The organism is Streptomyces sp. CA-106110 (assembly GCF_050936285.1).
Classification (GTDB): Bacteria; Actinomycetota; Actinomycetes; order Streptomycetales; family Streptomycetaceae; genus Streptomyces.
Genome location: NZ_JBNJNB010000001.1, coordinates 10,718,701 through 10,730,503 on the forward strand (window position 1 = coordinate 10,718,701; position 11,803 = coordinate 10,730,503).

At 70.0% G+C, this 11,803-nt stretch carries 9 protein-coding genes and 1 pseudogene; 3 read left to right on the top strand and 7 right to left on the bottom strand.

Going from position 1 to position 11,803, the window contains the following annotated elements:
* Positions 1-67 precede the first annotated feature (67 nt).
* Positions 68-1,288, top strand: coding sequence for an RNA-guided endonuclease InsQ/TnpB family protein (locus ACQEXA_RS49430; protein WP_433133145.1), 1,221 nt, complete (start codon positions 68-70; stop codon positions 1,286-1,288).
* A 65-nt stretch (positions 1,289-1,353) separates the two neighbouring features.
* Positions 1,354-1,706, top strand: a pseudogene (locus tag ACQEXA_RS49435) (tautomerase family protein); the annotation flags it as partial.
* Positions 1,707-2,016: 310 nt separating this feature from the next.
* Here ACQEXA_RS49435 and ACQEXA_RS49440 read toward each other — a convergent pair.
* The 6 genes from ACQEXA_RS49440 to ACQEXA_RS49465 all read right to left on the bottom strand — a co-directional run bounded on the left by ACQEXA_RS49440 (position 2,017) and on the right by ACQEXA_RS49465 (position 7,683).
* Positions 2,017-3,258, bottom strand: a complete 1,242-nt coding sequence (locus ACQEXA_RS49440) for a cytochrome P450 family protein (protein ID WP_432923658.1) — start codon at positions 3,256-3,258, stop codon at positions 2,017-2,019.
* A 197-nt stretch (positions 3,259-3,455) separates the two neighbouring features.
* Entirely contained in the window at positions 3,456-3,992 is a 537-nt protein-coding gene (locus ACQEXA_RS49445; RefSeq protein ID WP_432923656.1) for an NAD(P)H-dependent oxidoreductase, read from the bottom strand.
* A gap of 80 nt (positions 3,993-4,072) precedes the next feature.
* Positions 4,073-4,657: a TetR/AcrR family transcriptional regulator gene (locus tag ACQEXA_RS49450; protein ID WP_432923654.1), complete on the bottom strand. Its 585-nt coding sequence runs from the start codon at positions 4,655-4,657 to the stop codon at positions 4,073-4,075.
* 87 nt (positions 4,658-4,744) lie between these two features.
* A complete protein-coding gene (locus ACQEXA_RS49455) occupies positions 4,745-5,479 on the bottom strand; it encodes a carbonic anhydrase (protein ID WP_432923652.1) in 735 nt (244 codons plus the stop codon).
* A 438-nt stretch (positions 5,480-5,917) separates the two neighbouring features.
* Positions 5,918-7,021: a sensor histidine kinase gene (locus ACQEXA_RS49460; protein WP_432923651.1), complete on the bottom strand. Its 1,104-nt coding sequence runs from the start codon at positions 7,019-7,021 to the stop codon at positions 5,918-5,920.
* Positions 7,018-7,683 carry a response regulator gene (locus tag ACQEXA_RS49465; protein ID WP_432923649.1) on the bottom strand — a complete coding sequence of 222 codons (666 nt, stop codon included), beginning with the start codon at positions 7,681-7,683 and terminating at the stop codon, positions 7,018-7,020. The genes ACQEXA_RS49460 and ACQEXA_RS49465 overlap by 4 nt, the downstream gene beginning before the upstream one ends.
* A gap of 341 nt (positions 7,684-8,024) precedes the next feature.
* Here ACQEXA_RS49465 and ACQEXA_RS49470 point away from each other — a divergent pair, with 341 nt between their 5' ends.
* A complete protein-coding gene (locus ACQEXA_RS49470; RefSeq protein WP_432923647.1) occupies positions 8,025-8,735 on the top strand; it encodes a histidine phosphatase family protein in 711 nt (236 codons plus the stop codon).
* 40 nt (positions 8,736-8,775) lie between these two features.
* Here the strand turns inward: ACQEXA_RS49470 and ACQEXA_RS49475 are convergent, their stop codons facing one another.
* Complete coding sequence (locus tag ACQEXA_RS49475) at positions 8,776-11,751, bottom strand: glycoside hydrolase family 2 TIM barrel-domain containing protein (RefSeq protein WP_433133147.1); 2,976 nt, start codon at positions 11,749-11,751, stop codon at positions 8,776-8,778.
* Positions 11,752-11,803: the final 52 nt, after the last annotated feature.

The window sequence follows — 11,803 nt, forward strand, 5'->3', positions numbered from 1 at the left end:
CGAGGTGAGCGAGCCCGTGGCGATCAAGAGGTCTCAACTGTCAGTCCTCCCGGGTAGGTTCGGATGCGTGACGACAGACGCGACCACGGAGGGGGCCGGGCATGCCCGGTACTCCTTCCGTGTGCGCCTGTCGGCTACCGCGCGGCGCGCACTTGAAGCGGAGTGGGACCGCTGCCGGTGGCTCTGGAATGAATGCGTGGCCAAGTCCAAGCAGGTCCACCAGCGAGCCAAGGAGTCCGGAGAGAAGCTGACGTGTGGTCCGGCGCAGTTGGACAGGATGCTGACTGAGGCGCGTCGGTTGACGCCGTGGCTGGCCGAGGGTGCCTCGGTGCCGCAGCAGCAGGTGATTCGGGACTTCGCCAAGTCGCGGGCGAAGGCGTTGAAGGACGTCAAGGACGGGCTTCCGGTGCACCGCCGGGCCGGGATGCCCCGCTTCAAGCGCAAGCGGGACAGCCGCCCGAGCCTCAACTACACGCGGCGGGGTTTCCGTCTGAAGGACGGTCGTCTGCACCTTGCGGGCCAGATCGTGGTGAGCGTGGTGTGGTCGCGGGCTCTTCCGGCCGACCCGTCGAGTGTGCGCGTGTACCAGGACACGCTCGGGCACTGGTATGTGTCCTTCGTCGCCCCCGCGCAGAGCGAACCGCTTGCCCTCACGGGGCGGGTGCTCGGGGTGGACTGGGGTGTGAAGGAGACGGCCACCACCACGGATGACGCCTACGATCTCCCGCATGCCGAGCACGGCAAGCGGGCCGCGCAGGGGCTCGCCCGCTACCAGCGGATGATGGCCCGGTGCCGGCGTCCGAAGGGCCGGCCCGCATCCGCGGGCTACCGGAAGGCGCAGGCACAGGCCGCGAAGCTGCACAAGAAGGTCGCGCGGCAGCGGGAGGACACCGGCCGCAAGTGGGCCAAGTCCGTGATGCGTGATCATGACGGGGTGGCGGTGGAGGATTTCCGCCCGAAGTTCCTCGCGAAAACCACGATGGCCCGCAAGGCGGCCGATGCCGCCATCGCCGCCACCAAACGCGCTCTGGTCGAGATGGGGCGCAAGCACGCACGGGACGTCCGCCTCGTGCACCCGGCGCACACCACGATGGACTGCGCGCAGTGCGGAGCGAGAACCAAGCACGCACTCCCTCTCTCGATGAGAACCTATGCCTGCACCGTGTGCGGAGCCGTCTCGCCCAGGGACAAGAACTCCGCCCGCGTGATGCTGGTCCGGGCAGGTTGGAACCCGGACGGTGCCGAGGGCGTAAGACCACCTGAGCCGCGGGCTCCGGTGGCGGCCTGAGCCGTGAATCCCCACGCAGCCCTGGAGGGTGGAGAATCCCCTCCCTTCAGGGAGGGGAGCCTTCAATGACCCACGAGGGCTGCAAGACCGTTCAGCGCGACCTCGCCGAGGTCCTGCTGCGCTGGGAGGGCGCGCCCGACACGCCCTTCTTCCGCGCCCAGGCGTGGAGCTACCTGATCGAACTGCCGGACGGTGCGCAGACCACCGCGCACGACGAGGAGCCGCGGTTCCTGGTGGACGTCACCGTGCCCGAGGGCGCCCTCTCCGAGCGCCGAAAGGCCGGGCTGGTCGAGACGCGACCCGGACCGTGCTGAAGGCCGCCGGACGGGCACCCGATGACGCGCTGCGCGTGTGGGTGCTGGTCCATGAGCACCCGGACGGCACATGGGGTGCCGGAGGCTCACCAGTTGGATTAGCGAAGCGTAGTGAGCCTGTGGCAGAGTGCTGCGCGCACGCCCGGCGCCCAGGCGACGTCGGGCACCCTCCTCGGTCGGGTCTTGCGGCCCGGTCGACCAGCGTCCGGAGGGACGTGCCACGCGGGCTGGCGGCTCCTGTCGTTCAGTACCAGGGCACGAAGGCGATTGGCTCCCAAGGCTGAGCAACGCTCAGGCTCACTAGGCCAATCAGAGACGCTCGGTCGTCCGCTACGCCGACCCGGTCGCCCTCGCCCAGCAGGACAAGGGGGACCGGGGCGATGCGTGAACCCTGTTCCGTGGAAGCGAGACGGCTCAAGCCGTTGAGGCCGGCTCGGGACAGCCGGCCGTGAAGGTGACGGGCAGGCGCTCGGGGCCGCGCAGGCCGCTGGGTCTCCACCGCAGGTCGCCCGGTGGCACGGCGAGAGCGAGCCGGGGAAGCCGGCGCAGGACGGTACCGATGGCGATCTGACCCTCCAACCGGGCCAGCGGCGCCCCCAGACAGTAGTGGATCCCGTGCCCGAACGCGAGATGTGCGTTGTCCCGGCGGGCGATGTCCAGGCGATCGGGGTCGGTGAACCGGCTTGGATCACGGTCGGCGATCGCGGAGGCGATCAGCACCGTCGCACCGCGCGGGATCGTCACGCCCCCGATCTCGACGTCCTCGCGCGCGAACCGTGCGATCCCCGGGTTGACCGGCCCGTCGTAGCGGAGGAACTCCTCGATCGCGTCCGGCAGCAGTGCCGGATCGTCGCGCAGTGTCCGCAACTGGTCGGGGTGGGCGAGCAGCACGGAGATGCCGCCCCCGATCAGATTGACGGTGGTGATGTATCCGGCGACCAGCAGCAGGAATGCCATGGCGACGAGTTCGTCCTCGTCCAGCCGCTGTTCCTCGTCCCGGGCGACGATCAGCGCACTGAGCAGGTCGTCTGCCGGCCGGGTTCGTTTGGCCCGCAGGAGGTCGGTCAGGTACGAGCGCATGCGCCGCCATGCCGCGTCCACGACGGCCGGGTCCGGCAGTTCGGTTCCCCGCCGGATCATGTCGTCGGTCCAGTGCTGGAAGTCGTGGCGGTCTGCGGCAGGGACGCCGAGCAGTTCGCTGATCACGGTGACGGGAAGCGGCAGGGCCAGGTCTGCGACGAGGTCCGCACGGCCGTTCGGTACGACTGCGTCGAGCAGACGGTCGGTGATCTCCTGGACCCGGGGCCTCAGCTCGGCCACCCTGCGCGCGGTGAACGCTTTCGAGACCAGGCGGCGTAGGCGGGTGTGGTCGGGCGGGTCGGCGCGGAGCATGTTGCGCAGAAAGGACTCGCGCTCCGTCGCGGGCAGCTGCTGCGTGAGCCGAGGGTCCGACGCGTCGCGGACGTCGCTGCTCAGTCGTGGGTCGGACAGGGCGGCCAGCGCGTCCTCGTAGCGCATGACCAGCCAGGCCTCGAGGCCGCCGGCGATGAGGGCGCGCTGGACCGGGCCGTCGTCGCGCAGTTGCCGGTAGACCGGGAAGGGGTCCGTGACGAAGGCCGGGTCGGAGTAGGGAAGCAGGACCGGCTGCTGACTCATGATGCCTCCGGAAACACGCCGCGAGTGCGCATGGCGAATCTGTCAGGCTTTGAGATTGTATGTGCCGGTTCGGTCTAATTCGGGATTTGGCCGGGTCGAGGCCGGAGACCGGTCGCCTGCGCGGCCGATGCCGGCCGCGGGCGGGTGACGTGGGGTGAGGACGGCAGGGATCGTGTCGCGGTCGGGATCCGCTCTCGCTACACCCGGTGCCGGAAGTCCTCCACCAGCGCGCGGTAGCGCTTGGCGTGCAGGGCCAGTTGCTCGTCACTGGTGCCACGGGCGTCGTGCAGGACGAGCGGCTCGGCATAGGCCAGGCCCATGCGGTGGGCGGTCTGCTCCAGCGGTCGCAGCAGTTCCTCCATGGGGAAGCGGTGGAAGCCGCCGGGCCGGTAGGCCTCCTCGATGCCGCCGGTCGAGGTGACGAGCTGGAGGGTCTTGCCCTGCAGGAGGGGGCCGGAGTCGTACGCGAAGTCACGCAGCATCACGTCGTCCAGCCACTGCTTGAGGAAGCCGGGGACCGAGTACCAGTGGAACGGGAACTGAAAGACGATCACGTCGTGCTCGCGCACCAGCCGCTGCTCGGCGGCCACGTCGATGACCCGGTCCGGATAGACGGCGTAGATGTCGTGCAGGGTGATGTGTTCCAGGTCGCGCACGGCCTCGGCGAGGGCGGAGTTGATCCGCGACCGGTCCAGGGCCGGGTGGGCGAGCAGAACGAGGGTGCGGGTTGTCACGGAGCTTCTTTCCAGACAGACAGGTCTGTCTCCTTGGGGGCTGAGAATCCCCCGACCGCAGTCAGGGAATGGGGGAGCTGTCAGGGGGTGGAAGGGCAGGCCTGGTCCACCAGCGCGCGAGCCGCGGCCTTGGCGGCGACGGGCATGGCGGGGTTCTGCTCCAGCTTGCCGGCGGCCAGAGTGCCGTCGATGAGCAGGGAGAGCTGCAGCGCCAACTCGTCGGCGTCCCGCGCGCCGGCTCCTTCGGCCAGGCCGCGCACCCAGGTCCGTATGGTCGCCTTGTGCTCGACCGTGACGGCATGCGGTGCGCTTCCCGGCTCGCTCTCGGCGGCCGCGTTGATGAACGGGCAGCCGTGGAAACCATGGCGCCCGTAGGACTCCGCGACGGCGTCGAACAGGCCGACCAGCTGATCACGGGGGTCGCTTCCCGCGGCGAGCGCCGCGCGGCGCAGCTTGCCCCGCCAGGACTCGTCGGTGCGGCGCAGGTACTCCGCCGCCAGCTCGTCCTTGGACGGGAAGTGTGCGTACAGGGTGGCCTTCGCGACGCCCGAGTCCGCGATGATGCGGTCCACACCCACGCCGCGCAGCCCGTGGGCCTCGAACAGATCGCCGGCCGTGGCCAGGATCCGTTCGCGTGCGGGCGGTCGCTTGACGGTGGCGGGCATGGGTGTCACCTCGTCTCAGGAAGGGTTCGGCAGCCCCGGCGTCCACCCAAACCTAACAGACAGGTCTGTCTGTTTCCATGTGCCGGCTCAGGACGGTACGCCGGCCAGTACCTCAACCCGGCCCGTGTCGAGCGAGTAGTAGGCGCCGACCACGGCAAGAGTGCCCTTCGCCACGAGCGGGGCGAGGTCCCGGTTGGAGCGCAGATCGGTCGCGGTCAACTTGACCTGGGCCCGGGCCATCGTCTCGACCGGGTCGGTGCCGCCCTCGCGCGCCGCCTGCTCGTAGGCCGGCTGCAGGGCCTTGGCGATCGCCTGCAGATTGCCGGGAAGCGGTTTGCCCGCACGCATGGACTTGTACGCCGCGTCGATGGCGCCGCAGCGCTGATGGCCGAGGACCACGACGAGTGGGGTGCCACTCGTCATGGGCCCGTACTCGATGGAACCGGTGACCTCCGGTCCGATCGTCTGCCCGCCTGTACGCATGACGTAGAGGTCACCCAGCCCGGTGTCGAAGAGGAGCTCAGGCGGCACCCGGGAATCGATGCACGAGAGGATCGCCGCGTAGGGCATCTGCTCCTGTGCCACGAACTGGCGCCGGTCCGGGTCGCGGTCCGGGTGCTCGAGATCTCCGCTCACCCAGCGCTTGTTGCCTTCCATCAGTCTCGCGAAGGCCGCCGCCGGGGTGGTCGGCCGTGCCTGCGGCGAAGGGCTGGCCGCCGTCGCGACCATGCTCCTTGGTGCGCACCCCGCCAGCCCGACCGCGGCGCTCACCAGTGCACCCGTGAGCAGAGCTCTGCGATCCGGACGTCCTGCTGCGTCCATCGGTCGTCCTCCTCGGTGCCGCTCAGACGCATACGTGCGTCTTGACCAGGGCAATTGTTCAACCCGGCAAGGGCGACCCGGCGGCAGGCGCAAGGGGGCGCGGGGGATTTTGCCCACCGACGGCCCACAGCGCCGGCTCGAGTGTCCGACCGCCGTATGGTCGCAACCGCTCGGCCGATCGGCGAACCGTGCGCGGCCGGCCACGGCGCGGCAGACCCCTGAACCGGTGACTGGTGCCGATGGGGAGTAGCCGATGTGCCCGCCGCGCGGCATTTCGCGCGCCCAGGCCGGAAGATAGAAATGCGGGCCTCCGTTGCCGTGTTTCCCCGAGCCGGCATCGGAGGCCCGCGTATGCCGGGCGGGAGACGGGAATGGACCTCCCGACATGCGCACCCCCTGGCCGCGCGCAGACGTGTGGGCCGTCCGGGGTCGGCCCGGTCATGGCGCCGGCTCGGCCGGCAGTTCCAGCTGGAGCTCGTAACCGCCCTCGGGGGTGGGCCCGGAGGTGACGGTGCCGCCGAGGAGGGCAGCGCGCTGCTGCAGGCCGATCAGGCCGTAGTGGGCGCTGGGTAGGGGCAGGGCGGGGCGGGTGGGAGCGCTGTTGGTGATGGTGACACGGACGGTGTCGCTCTGGCAGGTGGCGTACACGGTGGCGGAGGCGCCGGGGGCGTGTTTGCGCACGTTGGTCAGGGCTTCCTGAACGGTGCGGTAGACGGCGCGCTGCACGGTCGGGGGGAGGCCGCCGGGCAGGTCGGTCGTGAGGGCCGCATCGAGGCCGCTGCCGTCGATCAGCCGCCGCAGATCGGTGAGGGAGGGCTGCGGGGTCAGTTCCGTCGGGATGCCCTGCGAATCGCGCAGGACGTTGACCATGTGGCGCAGTTCGTCCAGGGTCTGCACGCTCAGCCGCCGGATGGTGTTCGCGGCCTCCTTGGCCTCGGCGTCCTGTGTGCCGACCTGCAGTGCCCCGGCTCGTACCGCGATCAGGCTCACCTGGTGGGAGACCACATCGTGCATCTCGCGTGCGAGCTGTGCCCGCTCCTTGGCCAGGGTGGCCTGAGCGGCCAGTTGCCGCTCGTGGTCGCGTGCCTCGAAGACCTCGCCGAGCCGCAGTGACAGGTCGCGGTGGGCCTGGACGAGTTGGCCGAGGAAGACCGGAGCCGCTGCGGTCGCCGCGGTGTAGCCAAGGGTGATCAGGGCTGTTGTGGTCCACAGGCCGAGCCGGAACGAAGGCCACGACGTCATGTCGCAGAGCGTGTACGCAAGGGCGCAGACAGCCAGCAGAGCCCGCCGCCGGGTGACCGTGGCCAGGTAGTACAGCGCTGCCAGCGAGGCGAAGATCGCATCGGAGACCAGGACGGCGGGCAGGGTGACCACGAAGGTGAGCAGCGGCAGACGCCGACGCAGCAGAAGCAGCCAGGCGGCGGCCAGGGCGCAGGCCATCCGTGTCGGCTGGTCGAGGTTGACCTGGATCCACACGTCGAGCAGTGCTGCGCTGACGAGTGCGATGTCGCGCAGTGTTCGGGCGCGGGCGCGGGTCATCATCCCGGTTCCAGATTGCGGGGCGGGTTGAGGAGTCCGGCGCGTTCGGCGAGCAGGGCCGCCTGGACGCGGCTGCTGACCTCCAGTTTCGTGAGGATGGCACTCACGTGGTCCTTGACCGTTCCGGTGCTGAGATGCATCCGGGCGGCGATCTCGGAGTTGGACAGTCCCTCGGCGATCAGGACGAGCACGGCGCGTTCTCGGCCGGTCAGACGCTCCATGGTGCGGGCAGCCGGCTCCCGGCAGCCGGCCTCCAGGTACCCGTCCACGACCGTCCGCGTGACCTTGGACGACAGTACGGTGCCACCGTCCGCCAGGGCACGCACGAGGAAGGGCAGCTCCTCGGGGTCGGTGTCCTTGAGCAGGAAGCCTGCCGCGCCACAGCGAAGGGCTGTGGCCACGTACTCGTCCATGTCGAACGTCGTGAGCATGGCCACCACCGGAGGCTCGCTCAGCCTGCGGAGATCGGCGAGAACGGTGAGTCCGTCCACGTCCGGCATGCGGATGTCCAGCAGCACGACGTCGGGACGCATCTCCTGTGCCATCCGGGCAGCGTCCGCACCGGGAACCGCCGCCACGACCTCGATGTCGTCCGCGGCGTCCAGGATGCGCCGGAAGCCCGTACGGATGAGGGCCTCATCGTCGACCACCAGTACCCGGATCACGCGTGCTCCAACTTGCCACCGGATCACTGTTCGATTCGTATCACGTCGGGAAGCGCCCCGCAGTCCAGCGCTCGCGGCGCACCGGGACCGTCCACTCGGCGGGCGGTCGCCAGCCAGTCGGCGGGGATGAATTCGGACTCCTGCCGGATGGCTACGGCACCAGGGTTCACAAACCCTGGAGGCAACGCACTAGCTGCCGACCACTCTCCCACTTCGCAGCCACCGGTGGCGGCTGACCGCTGGCGTGCGTCGGCACAACCTCACCAGGACGGCTGATCAGCGCCGATCGGTCCTTCGGGCACCCGGCCATGGATGCCGGACCAATGGAGGAGGGCAGTCGCATGACGATCCGCCTGACACTACTGTGTGCGCACACCACGGACGACTCCGTGGACGCGGTTTTCGGTCACGGAGCCCAAGGCGACCACGACCTGCACGAGACCGGCACCGCCCGGTCGGCGCTTCCTCCCTACTCGCCGGCCCTGCGGTCGCCGTCGACCCGGTGCGCCATGACGGCGGCAGCGCTCGGACTCCAGACCGTCGTCGAGCCGGCGCTGCGCGACCTCGACTACGGCACCTGGTGCGGCCGCACGGTGGACGAGGTCGTCGCCGAGGATCCTTTCGGGTACAGCGCGTGGCTGACCGACCCCGATGCCGCGCCACACGGCGGTGAATCCGTGCGCCGCCTCTGCCGCCGGACCGGCGCATGGCTGCGTGGCCTGCCTTCCGACACCGGTCGCGTGGTGGCCATCGCCGAACCAGCGGTGTTCCGGGCGCTGCTCGTCCATGCCCTGTCCGCGCCGGCCCGGGCCCTGTGGGGACTTCAGATACCGCCCATGTACGCCGTCTCCCTCGTGGGCCGCGGTGACGACTGGCGCATCCGGTCGGTCGACGGAACCACCCCGCACGGCGTCGGTCGATCCGCTCCCTTCCGGACGACCGTGCCGGCCGCCCTCTGGCACACGAACGCCCGGCGCACGACGCAGCCGTACGGAGAGCGCGCCAGGGTGTTCTGCGGCGCCGATGCCGACGGCAAGGGCACCGCAGCCTGACCCGACCGGGGGCGGCCACCACGGGGGATGTCCGCCGCCCTCATCCCGCCGTGATGCGAAGCCTGATCGTGCGGGACTCAGGGCGAAGCGCGAACTCAGGCCACACATCCGGTCCACAGGCGCGTGAGCCGAGCCCGTGCTGGGCCGCATCGACGATCAGATGACTCGTCGCCGATTCCGGAAGCTCAAACGGGTGTGCGGCCTGCGCGATCTGCTGCGGGGTGTGACGGCTGAGCGTGAAGCCGGGGAGCCGTCCGTGCGTGTCCGGGACCGTCCTCAGGCGCAACACCGTCCTTCCGGCACTCGCCAGCGCCAGCTGTCGCAGCTGAGAGCGGTGCCCCGTCTCCTGAGGCCGGGCGTAGTCGACGGAGAGTTCGCGGACGGTGGAGAGGAAACGGCCGGTGCGCGCCGCGCGGAGACTGTCCGGGTAGGACTCGTGCGGGCCGAGACCGAACCACTCGGCGGCATCGACGGGGGCCGTCCCGTCGGGCAGATCGAAACGGATGCCGATCCGCGGCCACACCGTGCGCCAACCGCGGGAGGGCTCGATCTCCACCCGCAGCTCGAGTTCGTTGCCCTCGAGCGACCAGACGGTCTCCACCATCACCGAGAGGGCGGAGTGCGCCGCGGAGACCCTGGCGATCGTTCGCAGCACATCGGAGGTGCGCTCCACGGACAGCCGCCGCGTGGTCAGCCGGTCGAGACCGTCGCGACGCCACAGTTCGGCATTGGAAACCCCTGCCACGCTGGCGTCGCTCTCCTCGACCTGTTCCGACGTGCCTTCGTCGTTGTCGGTGGGGGCACGGAACAGTTCCAGCCGCGGGCCGGCCACAGCGCGGCCGGCGAGGCGCACCAGGGCCCCGTCGACGAACTCGGCGATGCCGAGCGTCAGCGTCCCGTCGCTCCGCTGCCAATCGGTTCGGATCCGCACACCAGGTGCCGGACGAGGCGCCGAACGGTCCAGCTGAGCGGTCGCGATCACATGCCCTTCGGGTGCCCAGGCGGTTCCGGCGGCCAATTCCGCATCGATGGTCAGCCACGACTCCGCGTCCTGCGACATCGGGAACTGGGGAAGTGGGACCCGCTCCGACTCACCTGCCGGGATGGCGGCGACCTTCAGGTCCCCGGAGTCCACGCGTGTCCCGTCGTGCTCGACGCGCCAGCAGAAACGCAGGTCGGAGGTGTCAGCGGAGTGCCGGAGGTTTGTGATCACGACGTCGTCGCCGTCGAAGGTGAAACGGACCGGCTGCGCGACGGCCTTGTACTCGTGCAGGCTGGGAGTCGGGACGTCGTTGCTCAACAACATCCCGTCCATCACGAAGTTGCCGTCGTGTACGACCTCCTTGAAGTCGCCGCCGTACGCGTAGAAGGGCGTACCGTCCGGGGTCGTCGTCAGGATGCCGTGGTCGCGCCATTCCCAGACGAAGCCGCCGTGCAGCCGCGGATGCTCGTGCACAAGCGCCTCGTACTGGTCCAGCGCCCCCGGCCCGTTGCCCATCGCGTGCGCGTACTCGCAGAGCACGAACGGCCTGGTGCGCTGGCGGGCGCCCTGCGCGGGAGTGCAGTTCAGCAGCGCGGCGCGTGAGCCGTCGGTGCCGATCTGCTCGGTCTCGAGCACGGACGCGTACATGCGCGAGTAGATGTCGGTGTACTCGCCGGCGTGGTCGCCTTCGTAGTGCACAGGCCGTTCGGGGTCGCGGCCGTGGACCCACGCCGACATCGCGGCGAGGTTGCTGCCGGTCCCCGCTTCGTTGCCGAGCGACCAGATCACGATGCTGGGATGGTTCTTGTCCCGCTCGACGGTGCGCTGGATGCGGTCGAGGTACGCCTCCCGCCACGCCGGGTCGTCGCTCGGATTGCCGGTCCAGCCGACCTTGTCGAAGCCGTGCGTCTCCAGGTCGCATTCGAGGACGACCCAGAATCCGAGCTCGTCGGCGAGGTCGAGCAGCCGCGGATGCGGCGGGTAGTGGCTGGTGCGGATGGCGTTCACGTTGAACCGCTTCATGCGGGCCAGGTCTTCGCGGGCGTGCTCCTCGTCGAAGACGCGGCCGCGCTCGGGATGGGTCTCATGGCGGTTCATCCCGTGGAACACCACACGTCGGCCGTTGACCAGGAACTGGTCTCCGCGGATCTCGACGGTGCGGAAACCCAGCCGCAGGGAGACGGTCTCCGCGGCCGTCGACACGGTGACGTCGTACAGGCGGGGCCGCTCCGCGGACCAGGGCTCCACGCCGTCGATGTCGAGCGGAGCCACCTCGGACGGCCCGGTCCAGACCTGCTCGACGCCGAGGTCGGGCACGCGAAGGGTGATCGGGTACGCCGCCTCGTCGGCGACGACCTCGGGCTCGATACGTCCGCTGCCGCGGTCGAACCCGGTGCGCAGCCAGACGTCCTCGATGCCTCCGGCCGGACGTGCGAGCAGGGTGACGTCGCGGAAGATGCCCGGCAGCCACCACTGGTCCTGGTCCTCGAGGTAGCTGGCCGCCGACCACTGGTGCACGCGCACGGCGACGACGTTGTCGCCCGGGCGGACGGCCGAGGTCACATCGAACTCGTGGGCGAGCCGGCTGCCGCTGGCGCTGCCGATCTCGTCGCCGTTGACCCACACCCTGAAGAGCGACTCGACCCCGTCGAACCGCAGCACGACGCGCTCGGCGTCCGACCAGTCGGCGGGCACCTCGAAGTGGCGGCGGTAGTCACCGGTGGGGTTCTCGTCCGGGACATGGGGCGGGTCGATCGGGAACGGGTACTGCACGTTCGTGTAGATCGGCCGGCCGTATGCCCCGTCGCCCTGCAGCACCCAGTGGGACGGCACCGGGATGGTGTCCCAGCCACTGTCCTCGAAGCCCTCGGCGGCGAAGTCCTCCGTCGCCGGCACCGTCGGCGACGGACGGAAGTGCCAGGGCCCGTTGAGCGATCGAGAGGGGGCGTCGGAGTGCAGCCACGAGCGCGCCGGGCGCAGTGCGCCACGACCTGGTGTGGTGTCCGAAACGTACGCGGAAGGCTCGGAGTGCACGGGGTCACAACTCTTTCTTGGTTAGCAAGGGGGGATCCGAAGCGCCGGCAGG